The 21057-nt window shown below is 73.4% G+C and carries 14 protein-coding genes and 9 pseudogenes; 13 read left to right on the top strand and 10 right to left on the bottom strand.

Annotated features, from left to right (window positions below):
• Position 1: 1 nt before the first annotated feature.
• The 7 genes and pseudogenes from FF86_RS44840 to FF86_RS09885 all read left to right on the top strand — a co-directional run.
• Positions 2-487 (top strand): annotated as a pseudogene (locus FF86_RS44840) (nitrate- and nitrite sensing domain-containing protein); the annotation flags it as partial.
• A gap of 301 nt (positions 488-788) precedes the next feature.
• Positions 789-1103, top strand: a pseudogene (locus FF86_RS44830) (hypothetical protein); the annotation flags it as partial.
• A 14-nt stretch (positions 1104-1117) separates the two neighbouring features.
• Positions 1118-3457, top strand: a complete 2340-nt coding sequence (locus FF86_RS44825) for an ATP-binding protein (RefSeq protein WP_313954315.1) — start codon at positions 1118-1120, stop codon at positions 3455-3457.
• A pseudogene (locus FF86_RS44820) lies at positions 3454-3544 on the top strand (roadblock/LC7 domain-containing protein); the annotation flags it as partial. The gene FF86_RS44825 and the pseudogene FF86_RS44820, both read left to right, overlap by 4 nt.
• A gap of 1 nt (position 3545) precedes the next feature.
• The coding region (locus FF86_RS09895) for a roadblock/LC7 domain-containing protein (protein WP_242418473.1) at positions 3546-3876 on the top strand (331 nt) is incomplete at its 5' end.
• Positions 3877-3901: 25 nt separating this feature from the next.
• Complete coding sequence (locus FF86_RS09890; RefSeq protein WP_011602350.1) at positions 3902-4261, top strand: DUF742 domain-containing protein; 360 nt, start codon at positions 3902-3904, stop codon at positions 4259-4261.
• On the top strand, positions 4242-4838 hold the full coding sequence (locus FF86_RS09885; protein WP_044884233.1) for an ATP/GTP-binding protein: 597 nt from the start codon (positions 4242-4244) through the stop codon (positions 4836-4838). The genes FF86_RS09890 and FF86_RS09885 overlap by 20 nt, the downstream gene beginning before the upstream one ends.
• 89 nt (positions 4839-4927) lie before the next feature.
• Here FF86_RS09885 and FF86_RS62115 read toward each other — a convergent pair whose 3' ends face one another.
• From FF86_RS62115 to guaB, 6 genes and pseudogenes are all read right to left on the bottom strand, one after another.
• Entirely contained in the window at positions 4928-5098 is a 171-nt protein-coding gene (locus tag FF86_RS62115) for a hypothetical protein (RefSeq protein WP_255355751.1), read from the bottom strand.
• 1 nt (position 5099) lies between these two features.
• A partial coding sequence (locus FF86_RS44815; protein WP_242418472.1) for an ABC transporter substrate-binding protein occupies positions 5100-5572 on the bottom strand: 473 nt, incomplete at its 3' end.
• Between the two features lie 3 nt (positions 5573-5575).
• On the bottom strand, positions 5576-6337 hold a 762-nt coding region (locus tag FF86_RS44810; RefSeq protein ID WP_242418471.1), incomplete at its 3' end, for an ABC transporter substrate-binding protein.
• A 5180-nt stretch (positions 6338-11517) separates the two neighbouring features.
• Positions 11518-12622 (bottom strand): annotated as a pseudogene (locus tag FF86_RS09865) (GuaB3 family IMP dehydrogenase-related protein); the annotation flags it as partial.
• 179 nt (positions 12623-12801) lie between these two features.
• Positions 12802-13188: pseudogene (locus FF86_RS44805) on the bottom strand (IMP dehydrogenase); the annotation flags it as partial.
• A 1-nt stretch (position 13189) separates the two neighbouring features.
• Positions 13190-14289, bottom strand: a 1100-nt coding sequence (gene guaB / locus FF86_RS09860) for an IMP dehydrogenase (protein ID WP_242418499.1), incomplete at its 3' end; no start/stop codon positions are given.
• 506 nt (positions 14290-14795) lie between these two features.
• On the opposite strand from guaB, the pseudogene FF86_RS44800 reads away from it, so the two are divergent.
• The 3 genes and pseudogenes from FF86_RS44800 to FF86_RS09850 form a co-directional block, all read left to right on the top strand.
• A pseudogene (locus FF86_RS44800) lies at positions 14796-15067 on the top strand (DUF5319 family protein); the annotation flags it as partial.
• A gap of 1 nt (position 15068) precedes the next feature.
• On the top strand, positions 15069-15212 hold a 144-nt coding region (locus tag FF86_RS44795; RefSeq protein WP_242418498.1), incomplete at its 5' end, for a DUF5319 family protein.
• Positions 15213-16153: 941 nt separating this feature from the next.
• The gene (locus tag FF86_RS09850; RefSeq protein ID WP_009740477.1) at positions 16154-16486 is read left to right on the top strand and encodes a WhiB family transcriptional regulator; all 333 of its coding nucleotides are present in this window, start codon (positions 16154-16156) and stop codon (positions 16484-16486) included.
• Between the two features lie 279 nt (positions 16487-16765).
• Here FF86_RS09850 and groL read toward each other — a convergent pair.
• The 3 genes and pseudogenes from groL to groES all read right to left on the bottom strand — a co-directional run.
• Positions 16766-18246 (bottom strand): annotated as a pseudogene (gene groL / locus FF86_RS09845) (chaperonin GroEL); the annotation flags it as partial.
• A gap of 1 nt (position 18247) precedes the next feature.
• Positions 18248-18412: pseudogene (locus FF86_RS44790) on the bottom strand (TCP-1/cpn60 chaperonin family protein); the annotation flags it as partial.
• A gap of 127 nt (positions 18413-18539) precedes the next feature.
• Complete coding sequence (gene groES, locus FF86_RS09840; RefSeq protein WP_035921112.1) at positions 18540-18848, bottom strand: co-chaperone GroES; 309 nt, start codon at positions 18846-18848, stop codon at positions 18540-18542.
• A gap of 280 nt (positions 18849-19128) precedes the next feature.
• On the opposite strand from groES, the gene FF86_RS09835 reads away from it, so the two are divergent.
• A complete protein-coding gene (locus FF86_RS09835; RefSeq protein WP_242418470.1) occupies positions 19129-19503 on the top strand; it encodes a hypothetical protein in 375 nt (124 codons plus the stop codon).
• A gap of 131 nt (positions 19504-19634) precedes the next feature.
• On the opposite strand, the gene FF86_RS09830 is transcribed toward FF86_RS09835, so the two are convergent.
• Positions 19635-20264, bottom strand: a complete 630-nt coding sequence (locus FF86_RS09830; protein ID WP_044884227.1) for a MarR family winged helix-turn-helix transcriptional regulator — start codon at positions 20262-20264, stop codon at positions 19635-19637.
• Between the two features lie 151 nt (positions 20265-20415).
• Here FF86_RS09830 and FF86_RS44785 point away from each other — a divergent pair.
• Together FF86_RS44785 and FF86_RS44780 are read left to right on the top strand one after the other, a co-directional pair.
• A pseudogene (locus tag FF86_RS44785) lies at positions 20416-20735 on the top strand (FMN-dependent NADH-azoreductase); the annotation flags it as partial.
• A gap of 1 nt (position 20736) precedes the next feature.
• On the top strand, positions 20737-21051 hold a 315-nt coding region (locus FF86_RS44780; RefSeq protein ID WP_242418469.1), incomplete at its 5' end, for an NAD(P)H-dependent oxidoreductase.
• Positions 21052-21057: the final 6 nt, after the last annotated feature.

Raw genomic sequence — 21057 nt, 5'->3', positions numbered from 1 at the left:
NAAGCGGCAGACGATCCAAAGAGTTGTCGACCCGAAAGCCGTCCAGACGACCTTTCAGCCGATCATCGACTCCCTGGTCAACCTGGTCCAGCTCATCCCACAGGGAAATGACGACCAGCAGCTCGACGACGGTGTCAATACGGCCTACTTCCTCATGTCGGGGACGGAACTCCTCGCGCAGCAGCAGGCCCTCGTCTACAGCCTGCTTCCGCGCGGCAGCAACCAGCTCTTCACTGAAGGTGACTATCGCGAGTTCCTCTCGGCCGAGACGCAGCGAGCACGGGAGCGGGACGACCTCGAAAACGTCGCCGGACCAGCCCAGCACGCCATCTACAACCCGACAATCGACACCGAAAACAATGGCGACATCCGCAACACCCAGATTTACGTCGAGGAGGTCCTGGACGCGCCCATCGGCCAGCCGCTGACCGTCATCGAGTCGGAGAAGTGGAACCGGGCGACCCAGGAGACCATCGACACCAGCACCNCCGCCACGGACAAGCTCCTGGCGCTCGTCGACGACCGGGTCGACACCCTGCGCGGCAACATCCAGCACCGGGCGCTGCTGTCCGGTCTGCTCATCGTGCTCATCCTCGCCGCCGCCCTGCTGTCCGCGCTCGTCGTGGCGCGGTCGCTGGTCCGACCGCTGCTGGCGCTACGGACCGCGGCGCTCGACATCGCCGACCGCCGGCTGCCGGAGGCCGTCCGCCGCCTGCGTGACTCCACCGACCAGGACATCGACGACTCGATCGAACCGGTCGGTATCAACACCGACGAGGAGGTCGGTNAAGTCGCCCGGGCCTTCGACGAGGTCCACCGTGAGGCGATCCGGCTGGCCTCCGAGCAGGCGTCGCTGCGAAACAACGTCAACGCGATGTTCGTGAACCTCTCCCGGCGCAGCCAGGGGCTGGTCGAACGCCAGCTCCGCCTGATCGACGACCTGGAGAACCGCGAGCAGGACCCCGACCAGCTCTCCAACCTGTTCAAGCTGGACCACCTCGCCACTCGAATGCGGCGGAACAACGAGAGCCTGCTGGTCCTCGCCGGCACGGACACCGCCCGCCGCTGGACGCACCCCGTGCCCCTCAACGAGGTGGTCCTGGNCGCCATCTCCGAGGTGGAGCAGTACACCCGGGTGAAGCAGACCTCGGCCGCGCCGGTGTCCATCGCCGGCAACGGTGTCAGCGACGTCGTCCACCTCGTCGCCGAGCTGCTGGAGAACGCCACCTCGTACTCGCCGCCGGTCACCGAGGTGCTCGTGACCAGCCATTCACTCGGCCCCGGCGCCGGCGCGATGATCGAGATCGAGGACCAGGGCATCGGCATGCCGGCCAAGGAGCTCGAGCGGGTCAACGAGCGGCTGGCCAATCCCCCGGTCGTCGACGTGTCGGTGTCGCGGACGATGGGCCTGTTCGCCGTCGGCCGGCTGGCCGGCCGGCACGGTATTCGCGTCCAGTTGCGCGAGTCGGCGTCGGGCGGCATCACCGCCGTCGTCCGGCTGCCCGCGAAGCTGGTCACCGGCGACAGTGCCGCCGGCACCGCGCCCGGCCGTCCCCCGGCCCTGAACCGGCCCTCGACCGCCCCGGCGATCGGCGGCCCCGGCCCCGGCGGACGGCCCGCGGAACGCGCCGAGCGACCGAGTGCCGAGCGACCGAGTAACGGCGTGGCGCCCGACCGCGCGAACGGGGCGGCGACCCCGGCGGGTACCGGCGCGAGCAACGGGATGAGCAACGGGCACCGGCCCGAGTCGGAACCCGCGACGCGGGAGAACGTCTTCGACGACTCCAGCGGTCCGCGGCGCTTCCCCAACACCGGCCCGTTTCCGCTGACCGGCCCGCTGGCCGCGCAGCTCGGCTCCGACCGAACCGGCCCGATGCCCACCACGGACCGGCGCAACTTCGGTCTGGAGGAGTTCTCCCCCGGCCTGGACGACCGCAACGACCGCAACGACGAGACCGGCGGCACGGCGCCGACCCCGTCGACCGCGCCACGCGAGGTCGACGGCGGCACCCCACGCCGGGCTGCCCAGTTCCCGGGTACTGCGCCGCAGGACCGGGCGCCAGACGGCCCCGACGACGACCGCGACCCGCGGGACTTCGACAGCCAGGAGATCGACCTCGGCGTCCGGCCCGGCCACGACACCGGGCCACGCGGCCGCGCGGCGACACCGCCCGGCGGTGCCGCCACCGGCGGCGCGGCTCCCCGCGGTGCGTCACCCGGTGGGGTCACCCCCGACACCGAGGCCATCGACCGGCGCGGGCCGGCGGCCCGGCGCGACCAGCCCGCACCGGACATCACGAGCCCCGTGTCGTTCGGGGACAACCGCTGGCCGACCCGCCCCCGGCCGGCGGACACCGAGCCCGCCACGGGCGAGCAGCCCGAGGCGGCGCCGAAGCTCCCCGTCCGGGAGCGCCCGAACCTCCGGGACCGCGCCGATCACGACGCACCCCGGCAGCCGGTCGAGCCGGTCATCACACGCCCGGGCGACGTGTTCGCCCGGGCTGAGGACCGGCCCGAACCACAGGCACGGCCGCGCCCCGAGCCCGCCACCGGATCGCAGGCACCGACCGGCCTGCGGCCGCCGATCCGCCCGCAGACGCCGGCCGGTCCCCAGCCACGGACCGGTCCCCAGCCACAGGCAGGACCGCAGACGCCGACCGCGCCCGGCCGCGTCGCGGAGCCGGCGCCTGCCGAGATCACCGGCGAGCAGGCCACGGCCGAGTCGGAGACCGACGACGTCGAAACCTCGCCGATCTTCGACTCCGTATCCGCGTGGTTCCAGCGCCGGACGCCGGCTGACGCGGCATCGGCCCAGCGCAAGACCCCCGCGGCCGCCGCGGCCGCCGCGCGTGCGGCCGGTGAGCCGCCGGCTGCGGTCCCGGCCCGGCCGGTCGGGCGTCCCGGCATCGGCGGGGCCTTCGGGCAGCGTGGTCCGGCCCGTCCGGCCGCCGAGCCCGGCACGGGTGCCCGCCCGGCGCCGGCGGCCGAGCCGGCCGCCCCGGCGCCGGTACCCGCGTTCGCGGCGCCGCACCAGTCCCCGCCTCCCGGCGGCCCGCTGCGGCCGGGGTCCGGCCCGCAGCCCCAGCCCGCGGCGGCCCAGTCCCACCAGCCGCCGGCACAGCACCAGTCGGTGCCACAGCACCAGTCGGCACAGCCGCCGGACCGGGGAGGCTGGAGCTCTCCCGGGGACGCCGGCTGGCAGGCAGCCGAGTCGTTGCGCCAGCCCAGCACCGGTGGCGTGACGCGATCGGGCCTGCCGGTGCGAGTTCCCATGACCCATCTCGTGCCCGGCAGCGCCGAACCCGCGCCAAGCCGGGGTCCCGCCGAAACCTCGACCAGGTCTCCCGAGGCCGTCGGTGGCCGGCTTGCCAGCTTCTACCAGGGCGTGCGGCAGGGACGTGATGTCGGAGTCGACACCACGAGGAATCCTCGACGTGACCCGCAGGAGGAACGGTGACACCCGTGAGTTCTGAGGCTCAGAACCTCAACTGGTTGATCAACAATTTTGTCGATCGCGTCCCGGGTGTCGCCCACACCGTGGTGGNGTCCGCGGACGGGCTGCTGTTGGCCGTCTCCGACGGCTTCCCCCGCGACCGGGCCGACCAGCTCGCCGCGGTGGCCTCCGGGCTGGTGAGCCTGACCCAGGGGGCGGCGCGCGTGTTCGAGGCGGGCGCCGTGACGCAGAGCGTCGTCGAGATGGAACACGGCTTCCTGTTCATCATGTCGATCAGCGACGGGGCGAGCATGGCCGTGCTGGCAGCGCCGTCGTGCGACATCGGCCTGGTCGGCTACGAGATGGCCCTGCTGGTCAGCCGGGCGAAGGATGTCCTCACCCCGGCGCTGCGCGCCGAGCTGCAGGGAACGCTTCCGCGGTGAACGAGCGGCAGCACAGGGAGTCAGGGTGAGTATCGATCCCGAGAACGCGCCCGGTCCGGTCGTCCGTCCCTACGCGATGACCGGCGGGCGTACTCGGTCACGCTACGAGCTCGCCATCGAGGCGCTCGTCTTCACGACGCCGCTCGGCGAGGAACGGGCCATCGGCCTCAACCTCGAGCAACAGACCATCGCCGCCATGTGCCGGCAGGTGCGATCCATCGCGGAGATCGCCGCCGGGCTCCGGGTGCCTCTGGGCGTCGCCCGTGTGCTGGTCGGCGACATGGCGGACGAAGGCTTCGTCCGCGTCCACCAGCAGCCTGACCGCGACGAGGCACCGGATCTCGCGTTGCTCGAAAGGGTTCTCAGTGGCCTTCGAAAGCTCTGACAACAGACGGGTCAACTCCTCCGTCGCCACGACCTCGGTGAAGATCGTGGTGGCGGGAGGATTCGGCGCCGGGAAGACCACCTTTGTGGGCTCGGTGTCAGAAATTGTCCCGTTGCGTACCGAGGCCGTCATGACCGAGGCGGGAGCCCACGTCGACGACCTCACCCACCTGTCCGACAAGACCACGACCACGGTCGCGATGGACTTCGGCCGCGTCTCTCTCGATGAGGACCTGATCCTGTACCTGTTCGGGACGCCTGGGCAGTACCGCTTCTGGTTCATGTGGGACGACATCGTCCGGGGCGCCATCGGCGCGATCGTCCTGGCCGACACCCGCCGGCTGGCGGACTGCTTCGCCGCCGTCGACTACTTCGAGCAGCGTCAACTGCCGTTCGTCATCGGCGTCAACTGCTTCGACGGAATCCTTCGGCACTCCATCGAGGATGTCCGCGAGGCGTTGCAGATCAGCCCGACCGTGCCGATCATCACCTGCGACGCCCGCAACCGGGACTCGACCAAGAGCGCGCTGATCGCCGTGGTCGAGCACACGATGTCGCGGGCAGCCGCTCGCGCCTGACCCGCTACAACGCCTGACCCGCTACAACGCGAGGGGCCCCGGGACGCGCGTCCCGGGGCCCCTCGCGTTGTGCGTCGGCGGGCCGCCGCTCAGACCGGCGTCGGGAGCGGGCTCAACTGCGCGTCCACCCCGACCTTGCTGTTGCCGCTGTTGTTCACGACCTTGAGCGCGAAGTCGTTGTCGACCTGGTCCCACTGCCCGCCGACCAGGGCGGTACGGGCCACGTTCTTCGGCACGTTCGACTGGGATCCGAACGCCACNGGGCCGACGATCGTCTGGGCGTCGACCTCCTTGACGGCCGCGGCGATCGCCTCCCGGTCCAGCGAGGCGGCGCCGCCGAGTGCCTTCACCGCCACCTCGAACAGCGCATAGGTGAAGCCCAGCGCCTGCGTCCAGCCACGACCGCGGGCGCTGGCGAAGTCACTGGCCAGATCCTGGGAGGTCTTGTTGGTCAGCGAGCTGCGGTAGGGATGTGACGGCGACCAGGCGACCTCGGTGGTCAGCCCGTTGCCGTTGGACCCGAGCGCCCGGACGTCCTCCTGGAAGATCAGCGCCTTCGACACGGTCAGCGCCTTCGGGGTGAAGTCCGCGGTCCGGGTCTGGCGCCGGAAGGCGGCGAAGTCCGCGGCCTGGGCGATCCCGACGACGGCCTGGACGCCGGCGGCCTTGAACGCGGTCAGGTACGACTCGAACGACGCCGCTCCCGGCTGGTAGCCCGAGCTCGCCGGCGAGATCANCTGAAAATCGAAGTTGCGGATGGTGGGAATTCCGAAGTCTGGATTGGCGAATGCCTGACCGTCATCGTCCGCGGGATACATCAGCCCCACCTTGGTGATCCCGAGCTGGCGCCACATGGCCACATAGGTGGCGACGACGTCCTCCATCCCCCAGTAAAAGTGGTAGGTCCAGTGGAAGGGCATGTCGACGTTACCGCCGCGCCCGTTCCACCAGGACTGCCAGGGGGCGTTCGTCGAGATACAGGGAACCTGGTTGATCTCGCACTGATCGGCGACCGGAATGGCCGTGTCCGAGGTTCCACCGACCAGGACGATGTCGACCTTGTCCTTGAAGATCAGGTCGGTCGCGGCGATCCCGGCCCGGTGCCGGTCGGACTCCGAGTCGCGGACGAAAATCTCCACCGGGTAGCTGCGGCCGCCCACCTTGACCCCGTCGGCGAGGAGCGACTGCATCGTCTGGACGACGTACGAATCGACCACGCTGTAGGAGCTGAGCGGCCCGGTGCGGGAGGTCACGTACCCGAGGCGCACCTTGCGCGGGCCATCGGAGGACGACGACCCGCCGCAGGCGGCGAGCAGCCCGGCGGCCGGCGCGGCCACCGCGGCGGTTCCGGCCCAGCGGAGCAGACTGCGCCGGTCGACGGCCGGTCGACCGGTCCCGACAGCCGCCGGGACGCCGCCGCCCACCCCGCCAGCCACATCCTTCTCGTTGCCGGCGGCTGAACGCCGCCAGCCACCCATACCACGGTCAGACCTGAGCATGGCACCTGATCCTGCCGCACCGCCGTCTAAACCCGACAACCGGGGTAGGTAGCCGACCGGCCGGCATCGCCGACCCCCCGGTTAGAACAGACATTTCGCCGTTCCCGCTTACAGTCAGCATAGGGACGGATGTTCTCAGTTCACTCCGCAGATTCGATGCGGTGCAGTCCCGCCAGCCTTGAGATCCAGGGTGCCCTGCGCCTTGCCGCGGATTCCGTCCCCCGGCTTGGCGATGTGCATCGCCNAGAGATCCTTCAGCGGACCGCTGGTGAACCGCACGTCGCCGATCACATTCCCGCCGTCGTTGCCGGCCACGGGAGTGATCGTGTACTGGCCGGCAGTACCGTTCCAGGTGTAGTCACCGGCCGTGCGTGCGACCACCAGCACCCCCACCACGTCGTGGGACAGACTGATCGGGTCGGTGACGGTGACCAGGCGGCACTGCCAGCTACCGTCGATCATCGCCTTGCCGGTGAGGGCGTCCGGGTTGGTCGTCGCCGGGCCGGACGACGTGTCGGCCGTCGGGCTCGGAGCGGCCGTCCCGCCACCCCCGTTGCCGCCACCGCGCAGCAGGACATAGCCGCCGACCGCCAGCAGCGCCACGACCAGCGCGACCGCCAGCGGGCCGATCCAGCCCTGCCGGAGCCAGGCCAGCCGGTCCTCGAACGGCGGCTCGTCGTCGGGCGTCGCGTCCCGGTGGTCGGTCGGTTCCAGCAGACCCGAGGACGTCGCCGCGCGTGCGGACCGCCGCTGCGGACCCGCATGGCCGCCGGTGGTATCCGCTCGCCGACCCGTGGCGCGGCGGGCCCCCGGCCCGGTCGCACCGCCCCGGGCCGCCCGGTCAGCCGCCGTGCGCCGCCGCCGCTCGCCGGTGTCGGAGCGGCCGTCCGCGCGGCCGTCGGCGGTGGACCGTCCCGCAGACGGGGCGGAGACCGGTTGCAGGCTGTCGGTGTCGGTCACCGGATTCGGCGTGCGGCGGCGATCAGCGGGCACGCTGCGGCCGCTCGGCTTCCGCACGGTCCGGGACGGCTGCCAACCGCTGTCGTCCTCCCCCGCCGGGTCCGCCGCGCTGCCCCGCCCCCGGCCCGATGCTCGCCGAGTGACCAGGGAGGTCATCTCGGCCGGCGTCTCGGGTCGCCGCCCGGTCGGACCGGCCGTGCCGGCGCCGCGCCCGCCCGCCTTGCCGGGCTGCCCGGGACTGCCGGCGGGCTGCCCGCCGGTAGCCGGCGCATCCGGCCGGTACAGCGGCCGGGCCGTCGTCATCGTCTCCTCGATCCGCCGCGGGGGCGGGTCGGCGGCTCGCAGGCCGACCGGGGCCGCGTCCGGCGCAACCGGGGCGGCACCGGACCGGTCTGCGCCCGTCGAGGCCCCCTCCCGGGCGGGGGGGACGAGACGCTCCCCCGCTGGCGAGGCAGCGGGCGCGCGCCAGCCGGTGCCGGCTCCCCCAGCTCCAGGCGCCCCGGTTCCGGGCCCGCGGCGGCGGCGTGCCGTCGGCAACGGCCCGGACAGGGGATCGTCCCGATCGGCGAGCGACCCGGGGATGCCGGGCGGCGGCAGCGGGCGGACGAAGCTGCCGGTATCGGCCAACGGGTTGCGCCAGCCCGAAGCGCCGGGCGCGCCCTGCGGCGCATCCCGGGGGCGTTCCGGTCGAGCGGTGGGCGCCGCGGCGGCGCCGGACCGCCCGCGGCCGACCGCAGGCCTCTGCCCGTTCCCGGCGGCGGGTCCCGACAGGCTTGCCGGCTCCGCACCGGCGCTGAGAAGGGGGCCGGAACCCGCGCGGTCGTACAACCCTCCGCTCACGGGCGCCGCCGCCGCGCCGGCGGCGAACGCCTCGCCGGCAGTCTGGCCGCGCCCCCCGGGGTCCCCCGGTCTGCCGGCGCCCGCGGCTCCGGGGACGGACTCCCGCGCAGCCGGGTAGGCGCCCACCCCGCCGAAGCCGCGCGGCGGCACCGACGGGTAGTCGGGGGCCTGCCCGCCCGTCTCCCAGCCCGCCTGGGCCGGGTCGGCCGCGGGTGACGCCGGCAGCCGTAGCCGCGGCGAGCTGTGGCCATTCCACGGGTCCGTCTGCCGGGGGGCCTCCCGCCCGCTGCCCGCGGTGGCGGGCAGGTCCGCCCCGCCCGGCGGCCCGTAGCCGCCGGGGCCGGTCCAACCCGTGCCGCGACCGCCGGGCGCCGCCGGCCGAGCCGGCTGCGGGCCGGCGCCGGTCACGCCGAAGCCGTCCGGCCCCACTCGCTGCTGCGTCCCGGGCTGCGGCTGGCGTGCCGGCGTGAACGGCGAGCCGGTTGGCCGACCGGCCGTTCCCGGCGGCGTGGCTGCGGCTGCAGGCCCGGCTCCAGCCACGGGCAGGGCGGAGGCCGCGGAAAAGCCCGTGGACGCCGGCGAGCCGGCGGGTGCGGGCGGCGGGTACGCGGCCTGTCGCGGTGCCGCGGCCGGGTAGGGCGCCTGGGGCTGGGACGACAGCGGGATCGGACCGGTGCGGGGACCGGTGGCGGGGACCGGACGGGCGGAGATGGGGAAACCGCCGGTGAACGGGTCGGAGTAGCCGCCGGCGGACCGGTCCGCCGCGGGCGCGGCAGGCCGGGGTGAGTCACCGACGCGCACCGAGTCCGCGGACGGACCACCCCACGCCTGCTGGCCACCGGGCCCGGTCCGGCCACCGGCCACCGGCGATCCGACCCGGTCGCTGCCCGGGTCCAGTCGGGCGGACGGACCAGCCGGGGTGGTGCCGGCGGGTGCGGGCGGCGCCGGGGGCGACATCGACGGCAGGTTGGTCATCGGCCGGGAACCGGCCGGCGAGGCGGCCTCGACCGGAGGCGCCACGGAGATCGCCGAGGACCCGCCCCCGGGTCGCGGCGCCGGACCATCCCAGGTGCTGGTGACGTCGAAGGGATCGGCGCGGCGCGGCGGCCCGGCGGGCGGCACCGCGGCGGAGTTCTGCGGCCCGGAATTCGGCGGCCCGGAATTCGGCGGCCCGGAGTTCGGCGGGGCGGAGTTCGGCGGGGCGGCGAACTGCGGTGGCCAGGGGGTCGGCGCGAAGGAGACCTGGGCGGGCGCGGCGGACGGGCGGGACTCGGGCTCGCCGACCCGCTCGACGGCGAAGAAGTCGTCGTCGCGGCGGGGCGGAGCCGGCCGGGCCGGCCCGTTCACATCGGCATCGTGGGTCGTCACCGGGCTGCCCCCCGCCTTGGCGCGCGGGTGGACGGGACGGTCGACGCAGGACCCTCGAGCTCCGGGCTACGGTGCATGGTCATCGGGCGGCATCTCCTGCCCCCCAGATCAGCACGATGTGGGCAGCCATCGTGTGGACGTGCATTGTCTGAACCGTGTCGTCGCAACCCGCACCCAGCCAGATCAGTCGGTCGGGAGCAGCGCCGCTCGGAGACGTATGATCCCGGCCTGCGGCCCCGTGCACCGCCTCGCCGCGATCGTGTGGCTATGCGTGATGGACGTCCTACCGTACGGCCGACAAAAAAGCAATAGCTCTCTGGCGGGTCGCCCACAAGCCCGGAAGAATATGGGGTATTAGCTCCGACTGACCATTGTACACGGGTTGTGGTCATCGCTTGTCACGGCAGGCGGCGTACATCTCGCGCACGATCCGCCGCGATNACTCCGACTGGACGCTCGCGTTGAACCGCTTGTACTCCTCCTCCGTGTAGGTGGCCTCCAGTTTGTCCAGCGTGCAGGTGCAGTAGCCCTCGTTGCCGTTGCTGACATCCAGGCAGGAGCTCAGGTACGCCTCGCGGACGGCCTTGGTGTAGTGGCCCTTGCCGGCTGCCGCGGCGCCCACGGCCGACCCGCCGTCCGAGCCGCCGCCCCCGAAGGCGAGGAATCCCGCGACCCCAAGGCCCACGCAGACCAGCACGACGATGGCCGCGATCAGCAGTGGGGGACGCTCGCGGGCCTGCCGGAGGAACCCGCCGACGCGGCCGGCCAGACCTCCCGCGGCGACCGGGCGGCCCACCGCCGACGCCGGCCTGCGCGGTCCCGACGGTGCCCAGCCGGACTCGGGCTCGCCGTCGAATTCGGTGCCGCGACCGAACTCCGCGCCGCGGAAAGGCTCCCTGTCGCCGAACGACTCCCTGTCGCGGGAAGGGTCGTTGTCGGAGTCGGCCTCGTCGTCGAGGTCATCATCCCAGTGCGCCACGCCGGTGGCCCGCGCCGGCGGGGCGCCGGTGCCCGCCGGTGCGCCGGCGCGCCGGAACTCGCCGGTCGAGTCGCCGTCGTGCCAGCCCCCGGGAGTACCGGCGGGCCCGGCCGGGCCGGCGCCCGTGGTGCCGGCCAGGGTCGTCCCGGTAGCCGCGGTCGGTGCGGTGATGTGCGGCGAGGCGCTCGGCCTGGCTGCGTCGCCGTCCGGCGCGGCACCTGGCGACGCCCATCGCCCAAACTGCCCCGTGCCGCCGTAGGACGCCAGTTCCCCCGTCGCCGCACCGGAGCCGGCGGCCGCACCGGAGCCGGCGGCCGGGCCGCCAGCTCCGCTCTCGCCGAGGCCACCGGCCGAACCCGCGCCGCCCGCCGAGCGCACGCCGCCGGTCAGGCCGGAGTCACCGAACAGGCCACGGACACCCGGCGGGGTCGCACCGCCCGGCGGGGTCGCACCGCCCGGCGGTTCGGCCGCGACCGGGCCGCCGGGACGCGGCGCCCCGGGACGGACCTCGTGCCGCACCACGGCGGGCGATCCGAGCCCCGCACCGCGCGCCGGGGCGGCGGCGTCCCGCCCACCGTCCGGCGCGCCGTCCGGGCCGGACCCGAAGCCCGAACTTGGGTAAGCCGAGGGACTCGCCGCGGCGGCGTCGGGAAGGCCGCCCGTGCGCGCATCGCCGCCGTCGTGCGGCCCGGCGTCGAGGGTGCCGGCCGTCTGCGCCCGCGCTGGATCGCCGCCGGAGCTGGCCGGGGGCACGGCGGAAGACGGCTGCCAGGTCTGGGCGGCTTCGTCCCAGAGGTAGGCGCCGTCATCGCTGACCCAGCGGCCGTGCTCGTCGAGGCGCATCTGTCGTCCTTCGTGCCGGAGACGGACGCTCCCAGGGTGCCATGTCCACCACGGGTCCGGATCGGCCGGGTACCGCCGCCACCGTCGGGGCGTGGACTGTTCTGCCGGAGTCGGGTATCGGCCCACCGCGCGGCNGATCGCCCGCCGGGACGGCCGCGGCCAGCTCCGGCGGCAACGGCCCCCGGGCCGGTCAGGAGGCGGCGGTCACCATGATCTCGGCCTTCTGGAACTCCTTGAGGGTCGCGTACCCGGTCGTCGCCATGGCGGTCCGCAGACCGCCGGCGAGGTTGAGCAGGCCCGTTCCGGTGGCCGCGCCGGGCCCTGTGACGATCTGCGCCAGGGTGCCCGTCGGGGTGACCGGCGCCCACCTGCCCCGCGGCAGGTCGGAGTGCAGCACGTCCATCGGCCACATCCCGCCCTGGCCCGGCGCGTCCTGCGCCGCCGCCAGCGCCGCGTCCACCATGACCGCGTCGGCGCCGCAGGCGATCGCCTTCGCCAGGTCGCCGCCGGTCTGCAGGTCGCCGTGCGCGACGACGTGGACGTAGCGGCCGCCCGACTCGTCGAGGTAGCGCATGCGGGCTCCGGCGGCGTCCGCGATGGCGGTGGCGAGCGGGACTCCCACGCCGAGCACGTCGTGGGTCCGGTCGCCCAGGCCCGAACCGACGCCGACGATGACCCCGGCGGCGCCGGTCCGCATCAGGTGCAGCGCGGTCGAGAACGACGCGCACCCGCCGACCAGCACCGGGACGTCCAGCTCGCCGATGAACCGCTTGAGGTTGAGGGGCTCGCTGCGCCGGGACTGGTGTTCGGCGGAGACCGCCGTGCCGTGGATGACCAACAGGTCGACGCCGGCCGCCAGCACGTGCTGGCTCAGCGCGCGGACCTTCTGCGGGCGCAGCGCCGCGGCGACGACCACCCCGGCGTCGCGCAGCTCGCCGAGACGCCGCGCGATGAGCTCCGGGCGCACCGGCGACTCGTACAGCGCGCGCAGCCGTTCGGTCGCCGCCTGCTGGCCCTCCTTGTCACCGATCTCGCTGAGTTCGGCGATGTGGTTCTCGGGCTGCTCGTATCGGGTCCACAGCCCCTCGACGTGCAGGACGCCGAGCCCGCCGAGCCGGCCGAGTGCGATCGCCGAGGCCGGCGAGGTGACGGCGTCGGCGGCGGCCGCCACCAGCGGCAGGTCGAAGCGGTAGGCGTCGATCTCCCAGGCCAGCGAGACGTCCTGCGGATCACGGGTCCGACGCGACGGGACGATGCCGACGGCGTCGAGACCGTACGCGACCCGCGCGCTCTTGNCGATACCGATCTCGACCTCTGCCACTGCTGGCGCCTCCTGGTTGGGCCGGCGGGCTCACGCCGGCCGGATACTGACGTACCTGCTCCACGTCGCCCGCGCGCGCCGACCCGTCCCGGGCACCTGATCGCCGGTGTCGGGACGGCCGGCAGTNACGACGGACGTAACCGCGGCGGCGGCTCAGCGCGAGGAGTTGTAGTTCGGCGCCTCGACGGTCATCTGGATGTCGTGCGGGTGGCTCTCGGTGAGGCCCGCGGAGGTGATCCGGATCAACTGCGCATCGTCCTGCAGCCGCCGGATGGTCGGCGAGCCGGTGTACCCCATCGCGGCCCGCAGCCCGCCGACGAGCTGGTGCGCCACGGCCGCGAGCGGGCCGCGGTAGGGCACCTGCCCCTCGACGCCCTCCGGGACGAGCTTGTCGTCGGAGAGCACGTCGTCCTGGAAGTAGCGGTCCTTCGAGTAGGAACGGGCCCCACCCCGGCTGCGCATCGCGGCGAGCGACCCCATGCCGCGGTAGGCCTTGTACTGCTTGCCGTTGATGAAGATCAGCTCGCCCGGGCTCTCGTCNACGCCGGCGAGCAGGCTGCCCAGCATGACCGTGTCCGCCCCGACCGCGATGGCCTTCGCGATGTCACCGGAGTACTGCAGGCCGCCGTCCCCGATCACCGGCACCCCGTGCTCCCGGGCGACCCGGGACGCCTCGTAGATCGCCGTCACCTGGGGGACACCGACCCCGGAGACCACCCGGGTGGTGCAGATCGAGCCGGGACCCACGCCGACCTTGATCGCGTCCGCGCCCGCGGCGATGAGCGCCGCGGCGCCCGCGCCGGTCGCGACGTTGCCGCCGATCACGTCCAGCGGCCGACCGTCGGCCCCGGTCGGGATGTCGGTCTTGATCCGGCGCACCATGTCCGGCACCGCCCGCTGGTGACCGTGTGCGGTGTCCACGATGAGGAAGTCGACGCCCGCCGCGACGAGGACCTGCGCCCGCTTGTAGGCGTCCTCGCCCACCCCGATCGCGGCACCGACCATCAGCCGGCCGTCGGCGTCCTTGGTGGCGTGCGGGTACTGCTCACGCTTGGTGAAGTCCTTGACCGTGATCAGCCCCCGCAGCCGGCCCTGGTCATCGACGATCGGCAACTTCTCGATCTTGTGTCGGCGCAGCAGATCCAGTGCGTCCTCGGGCGACACGCCGACCGGCGCGGTGATCAGCGGCATCGGCGTCATGACGTCCTGCACCCGGCGGGAGTAGTCCCTCTCGAAGCGGATGTCGCGGTTGGTCACGATGCCGACGAGCCGGCCACCCGGCTCGGTCACCGGAACACCCGAGATGCGGTAACGCGCCATGAGCACGTTCGCGTCCTCGAGGGTGGCCTCGGGCCCGCAGGTCACCGGCGCGGTGATCATCCCGGACTCGGACCGCTTCACCATGTCGACCTGCTGCGCCTGGTCCTCGATCGAGAGGTTGCGATGCAGCACCCCGACGCCGCCCTGGCGCGCCATCGCGATCGCCATCCGCGCCTCGGTCACTGTGTCCATGGCGGAGGACACCAGGGGCACGGCGAGGGAGATGGACCGCGACAGCCGGGTCGTGGTGTCGGCCTCGGCGGGCACGAGATCGGAGGCCGCCGGCAGCAGCAGGACGTCGTCGAAGGTCAGGCCCAGCATCGCCAGCTTCGGCGGCACCGGTGCGTCGGCTCCCAGGAGGTCCACCTGGGAGTCGGCGGAGCCGCCCGCCGACGCCGCGCGAGCCGACGTGCGGGGAGCCGACGTGGAGTGATCGGTGGCGACGGGAGCGTTCATGGCACCTTCCGTTCCGCGATGACCGGTGCCGCGGCGCTGGGGATACCCGCCCGGCGGCCACGGCCCCGCCGGGTTCCCGTGGGCGGCCGGCCCGGCCGCCCACCAGGCGGAACGGAGCATCAACCCGTTACCGGCGAGCCGGTCGCCGGGCGGCGGCATGTACCCCATCGTAGAGGTCGGCGGCGCTTATGGGCGGTTGCGGCGTGACGGAGATCGCGCCGCAGCCGACGGGAGCGGGCCTTTCCGGCGGCCGACCAGCGCCACGCGGGTTACGCAACAGGAGACGGACCTACACGGACCTGTCCACAAGCACCGCACAACGGTGCCGATACTCCTGATCGGGACCACTTAGCAGTCCGGGCAAGCGTAGCGTGGTCGACGTGAGCGACGAGCCTGTCGACCCCTTCGCGGGTGACCCCGAGGATCCGGCCGCCGAGCTCGCGCGCCTCGACTCCGTCGACGACCTCGACCTGCTCGAACCGCTGTCCTTGCACGAGCGGGAGGAGGTCCTCGCCGAGCTGGGAGACCTCGACGTCTTCCGCACGCTGCTCGAGCCGCGCGGCTACCGCGGCCTCGTCGTCGACTGCGAGGGCTGCGCCGAGCCTCATTACTTCGACTGGGAGCTGTTGGCCGGCAACCTGCGNAACCTCCTCAACGAGGGGCGGACTCGCGTCCATGAGCCGGCCTTCTCTCCCGACCCGTCGTGCTACGTGAGCTGGGAGTACGCCCGCGGCTTCGCCGACGGCGTGTACGAGGCGTCAGCCGCCTCGGAGGCCGACTCCCGCTGAGCGCCGGGCCCGTCCCGGNCTAGGCTGGAGCCCCGCGGGCGGAGGTGGACGGCGCCCGCGGCCGGATGGCGCCTGCGGGCTGGACGGCATCCTTCGGGCCGCCTGGGCACACCCGTGCCGCCATGATCACTTCCGCGGACTCGCAGCGGCCATCGCGGTCGCGAGCGAGGTCGGCGGCGCCCACCCGGCCGATCACTGAGGCACGCCTGCGCCGCACGACCCTCCTCCAGCACGATCGTCTTGGGCCGCCCGAGCCCGGGTCTCGTCGACCTCGGCGGTCGGGTTTGGCCCCGGGCGGCGTCCCAGCGCCGCCGCGCGTCTTCCGCCGGCCCGCCGCCGATACGACTTTCGGGCTAGCCCGAACAGTCCGTTCCCGGACAGTCCGAGCCGGCCGACCGACGCCGCCCGCCATCCGTTGGCAGATCCCTGCCAGCCGGGGCCGACCCGGGGCGCTCCCGGCCATCGCCTGTCGGCCATCCCGATCGTTCGTCCCGTTCGTCCTGTTCGTCCTGTTCGTCCGTTTTGGCGACCCTGTCGGCGACCCGCCGGGCGGCGAAGGCCGCCCCGGCGGCCCCGAGTGGAAGCATTCGCTGGCGACGTTCCCGGCCTGGCCGTGTGACCAGGCGATCGCCGGGGTAGGCGAATCACCGTCCACGAAGTTGTCCGCCGGACCCGCGGACTGGACGTCCCTCCCGATCCCGGGTCCGTCCGGGCAGCCGGTGGCACCGAACGGGAGGGGTCGGCCCGGTCACGGAGCGATCGGACAAACCCGTGGATCCGCGCCGCGTCCGGGCGGGGGCTGTGCCGGCGCGGCACACCAGACCTGACGGCAGGCGACGCGGGGTCGCCCGGGTGAATTTTTCAAGATCACCGGGTGGGTGACCGGTACTACGGTGAGCCCGCGGCGCTTGCCGCTCAGGTCGAAAGGGGGGCTCAGGCCGATGACCGACGTCCGACGACTTCCCGGCCCCGGCGCGGAGAAGTGGGAGTGGCAACTACATGGCGCGTGCCGCGGGGAGAGCACCGAGCTGTTCTTCCACCCGGAGGGCGAACGCGGGCCGGCCCGGGCCGCCCGCGAGGCCGCGGCCAAGGCGATCTGCGCCCGATGCCCGGTCATCCGCGCCTGCGGGGAGTACGCACTGACCGCCCGGGAGCCGTACGGCGTCTGGGGAGGGCTCAGCGAATCGGAACGGGAGGCGATCCTCACCGGCCGCTCGCGGCGGGGGGCGGCTCGCCGCGTCCCCGCCCGGCCGGGGCTCGCGCCGGCCTGCTGACCGGCCCGGCGGTAGGTGGCGACATGGCCGGACATCCGATCCCGACCACGGCGATCACCCGCGACGGGTGAGCAGGCCCACCGGCCGGTCTCGCCCAGCCGTTCGGGTGGCGCCCGCCGGCCGGCCGGCCACCATCGAACGGCCGGTCGTCAGAGGAACACCCGGGAACGAAAGCGGCCCGCTCGAACCCCTGACCGGGGACCGAGCGGGCCGCTTCGCTGCCGCGGGCGGGGCGCCGGCCGGAGTCGCCCGGCCGGGCCTCTCGGGACGGCTCGGCGATCAGAAACCGGGGCCCTGCGGGTGGCTGTGCCCGTGGGAGTGCCCGTGGGAGTGCCCGTGGTCGCCCTCCGGATCCGCCGGCTTCTCGACGACGAGGCTCTCCGTGGTGATGAGCAGCGCCGCGATCGAGGCGGCGTTCGCCACCGCCGAACGGGTGACCTTGACCGGGTCGACGACTCCGGCCGCGATCAGGTCGGTGTACTCGCCGGTCGCGGCGTTGTAGCCGTGACCCGGCTCGAGGTCCTTGACCCTGGCGACGATGACCGCGCCCTCCAGGCCCGCGTTGCGCGCGATCCAGTTCAGCGGGGCGTCGAGGGCGGTACGCACGATCCGGACACCGGCGAGCTCGTCCCCGGTGCGCCCGAGGCCGTCGTCGAGGACGGAGGCAACGTGCGCCAGGGCGGCGCCGCCGCCGGCGACGATGCCCTCCTCGATCGCCGCACGGGTCGCCGAGACGGCGTCCTCGAGGCGGTGCTTCTTCTCCTTGAGCTCCACCTCGGTGTGGGCACCCACCCGGATGACCGCGACCCCGCCGGCGAGCTTGGCAAGCCGCTCCTGGAGCTTCTCGCGGTCCCAGTCCGAGTCGCTGCCCTCGATCTCCGCCTTGATCTGGCGCACCCGGTCGGCGACCGCGCCGGCCTCGCCGCCGCCGTCGATGATGGTGGTGTTGTCCTTGTCCACCACGATGCGCCGGGCCCGGCCGAGGTCCGCCAGGGTCACCGCGTCGAGCGAGAGCCCGACCTCGCCGGCCACCACCTGGCCGCCGGTGAGCACGGCGATGTCCTGCAGCTGCGCCTTGCGGCGGTCCCCGAAGCCGGGCGCCTTCACCGCGACGACCTGGAAGGTCTTGCGGATCGAGTTCACGACCAGGGTGGACAGCGCCTCGCCCTCGACATCCTCGGCGATGATCAGCAGCGGCTTACGCTCCTGCACGACCTGCTCGAGGATGGGCAGGATCTCGTTCAGCGCCGCGATCTTGCCCGGGTAGAGCAGAACGTACGCGTCCTCGAGGACTGCCTCCTGCGAGTCGGCGTCCGTGACGAAGTACGGCGAGATGTAGCCCTTGTCGAACTGCAGACCCTCGGTCAGCTCGAGGTCCAGACCGATGGTCTGGCTCTCCTCGACCGTGATGACGCCGTCCTTGCCGATCTTGTCGATCGCCTCGGCGATCAGCTCCCCGACCCGGGTGTCCTGGGCGGAGATGGCGGCGACCTGGGCGATCGTCTGCTTGGAGCTGACCTCGAGGGCCTGCTCCAGCAGGGCGGCGGAGACGGCCTCGACGGCGGCCTCGATGCCCAGCTTCAGCGACAGCGGCGCCGCCCCGGCGGTGACCTGCTTCAGACCGAAGCGGACCATTGCCTGGGCGAGCACCGTCGCCGTGGTGGTGCCGTCGCCGGCGACGTCGTTGGTCTTGGTGGCGACTTCCTTGGCGAGCTGGGCGCCCAGGTTCTGGTACGGGTCCTCCAGCTCGATCTCCCGGGNGATCGTCACCCCGTCGTTGGTGATCGTCGCCGCGCCGTAGGACTTGTCGATGACGACGTTGCGCCCGCGCGGGCCGATCGTCACCTTGACCGCGTCGGCCAGCGCGTTCACGCCGCGCTCGAGCGCGTGGCGGGCGTCCTCGTTGAACGTGAGAATCTTCGGCATACCTGCTTGTCCTCCCGACACCGATGACCGGTGGGAAACCGCAAGAGCGCGCCCCGCTGGCGGGCCCGGCGCAAACCGGACGGCCGCCAGCGGGGCGCGCCCCTTGCGTTGCTAACCGGCGAGCGGTCTACTTCTCGATGATCGCGAGGACGTCGCGAGCGGAGAGCACGAGGTACTCCTCGCCCGAGTACTTGACCTCGGTGCCGCCGTACTTGCTGTAGAGCACCACGTCGCCGACCTTGACGTCGAGCGGGACGCGCTTGCCGTCCTCGAACCGACCCGGGCCGACCGCGAGGACGGTGCCCTCCTGGGGCTTCTCCTTCGCCGTGTCCGGGATCACGATGCCGGATGCGGTGGTCTGCTCGGCGTCGGAGGGCTGCACAACGATGCGGTCCTCGAGAGGCTTGATAGCAACCTTGGTGGCGGTCGTCACGATCGACCTCCCCCTTCCTGNGCTGGATGAGAGAGCGACCCTGGCGGCCTGCCGTCGCGGGTGAACAGGCGCCTGTTGTCGCTGGCACTCTCACGTGCCGAGTGCCAACCTAGCACCCGCACCACACACGTCAACCAACAAGGTCGGATCTGTCAAGACGGCCGGGATTCGGGCACCGCCCGCCCGACCGCGCCGGCCGCGCCGACTCGCCCCGGCCCCTTCCCGGCGGGCGGCCGCGCAACCGCCCCCGACCGCCTTCGGCCACGCAGGATGGGACCCGGACATGATCTGGATGTGGGAGGCCAGGGCGACCCCCGGCCGCCTGGCGGACCTACGGGACTGGGCGATCGACGCGCTCGACGGCCGCGAAGGTGAGGTATATCTCAGTCACCAGCCGGGGGGTGACCTCGTCGTGGTGATCCTCCGGCTGCCCGACCCGCCGCCGACCGACGTGGACGCCGACGCGGCGACCGCCGCTCCCGCCGACCCGGACAGCACCACCAAGGGGCCCGCCACGGCCCCGCTGCCCGCGCCACCCGAGGGACTGGTCGCCGGCGCCCCCCACGCCTGGCCCTTCCGCCAGGTCCACCCCGCCCCGCCGAGTCCACCCACCCGGCCCAGTCCGTCACGCCCGGCTGAGCCCAACCCCGCCGGCTAGGCCCAACCCGGCCGGCGAGCCCAACCCGGCCCGGCTCACCGAGCCCAGCGCGCCCCGGTGAGCCGGGCCCGCCCGGGTCCCACTTCCGACCGTCCAGGTGTCTGCCTCGGCGGCCGCCGCCTGGTCCGCGGTCAGCCGGCAGCAGCCGCCCGTTGCCCGCGGTCGCCGCCCGGCGCGGGTTCGCCGCCCGTGGGGCAGTCGTCCTGCGGCGGGCACCCGGCGGCCTCGTGGGCCTCGATCTCCCGCCGAGCCGCGTCGCAGGCGGCCGCGCCGTGCGTGGGATCGACGGCCAGCAGCCGCGCGGCGATCCGGCGCAGCAGCGCGACGAACCGCTCCCGCTCCTCCGGCTCCAGCCCGGCGAGCACATGCTGGTCGACGAGGCGGCGGTCCTCCTGGGTCGACGCGTAGAGCCGTGCCCCCTGGTCGGTCGCGGTGATGATGCGGGCCCGCCGGTCGGCCGGGTCGGGGTGGCGCTCGACCAGGCCCGCCCGTTCGAGCTCGTCGACGAGGCGCACCATCACCGTCCGGTCGATGCCGAACCGGCGGGCCACCTCGATCTGGTTTCGCGCCTCGCCGCCGACGGCGGCTCCGAGGACGTGCAGCGCGCGCAGGCCGCCCGGCAGCTCGCCGACCGCGGCGGCCGAGGCCGCGAGGTAGCCGTACTGCACCTGGCCCAGCAGCCAGCCCAGATCCTGCCCGAGGTCCTCGGGCAGGCCGTCGGGCCCGAACTCGGGCTCCGCGGCCGCTGCGGCGTCGCTCACCGCCTCAGGGTACCCGTCCCGGTCAGAGTAATCTCCCCCCAGATGAGTGCTTGCAGAGACGATTTATCCATCAGATAGTCTCTCTGCAGATCTTCGCGACAGCAGAAGATCTCGATTCCCGACGACCTGTGGAACAAACGGAGGCGCCGCAATGCCCAACCTGCTGCACGTGGACGCGAGCCTGGCTCAGGAGGGCTCGACCTCCCGATCGCTGGCCGCCACCTACATCGACGCCTGGCGCGCCGCCCATCCCGAGGGCGCCGTCACCTACCGCGATCTCGCCCTCACGCCCCCGCCGCACCTCGACTGGGCCACCCTGTCGGCCGGCTTCACCCCGCCCGAGCAGCACACCCCGGAGCAGACCGAGGGCGTCAAGCTGCGCGAGGAGCTGATCGGCGAGCTCGAGGCGGCGGACGAGCTCCTGCTGTCGCTGCCGATGTACAACTACTCGGTGCCGTCCACGTTCAAGGCNTGGGTGGACCAGGTGATCCTGGTCGGACGCACCTTGCGGCAGCCGCCGGAGGAGTCGGCGCTCACCGGGAAGCGCGTCACGGTCATCGCCACCCAGGGCGGTTCGTACGGGGTGGGCACGCCCAAGGAGGGCTGGGACCACCAGCTCCCCTTCATCGCCCACGTTCTCGAGTCGCTCGGGGCGACCGACGTCGAGCTGGTCCGGGTGGAGATGACGCTCGCCCCGGTCAACCCGGCGCTGGCCGACTTCACCGACGTGTACGAGCGCAGCCGGGCCGCGGGCGAGAGTGCCCTGCGGGCGCGGGCGGCGGCCTGAGTCAGC

The organism is Frankia sp. CpI1-P, assembly GCF_001421075.1.
In the GTDB taxonomy this organism is placed as follows: Bacteria; Actinomycetota; Actinomycetes; order Frankiales; family Frankiaceae; genus Frankia; species Frankia torreyi.
The sequence above is the reverse complement of the archived record's forward strand: the minus strand, read 5'-3'. Positions and strand labels throughout refer to the sequence as shown.